The sequence below is a fragment of the Leuconostoc sp. BM2 genome, assembly GCF_002095565.1.
In the GTDB taxonomy this organism is placed as follows: Bacteria; Bacillota; Bacilli; order Lactobacillales; family Lactobacillaceae; genus Leuconostoc; species Leuconostoc falkenbergense.
Window position 1 is genome coordinate 1 of sequence record NZ_MOWQ01000144.1, and the last position, 238, is coordinate 238.

Below are 238 nucleotides of genomic sequence, written 5' to 3' on the forward strand. Positions count from 1 at the left end.
CAACATGTTCCGGTATGTCCACGGCTACCTTTTCATAGACTGCAACTCCTGGTTCGTTTTCTGCTGGCAATTCAATGTGTTCTGGGACGTCCACGGCTATCTTTTCATAGACTGCAATTCCTGGTTCGTTTTCTGCTGGCAATTCCACATGTTCTGGGACATCGACGGCTGTCTTGATTGTTATTACAACATCACCACCTGTCTCCGGGACAACCACTGGACCATACGGTGTGTCAAT

Annotated in this window: 1 protein-coding gene; it reads right to left on the reverse strand. The window is 47.9% G+C overall.

Annotation, left to right across the window (positions count from 1 at the left end):
• The coding region (locus tag BMG01_RS11240) for a hypothetical protein (RefSeq protein ID WP_158084733.1) at nt 1-238 on the reverse strand (238 nt) is incomplete at both ends.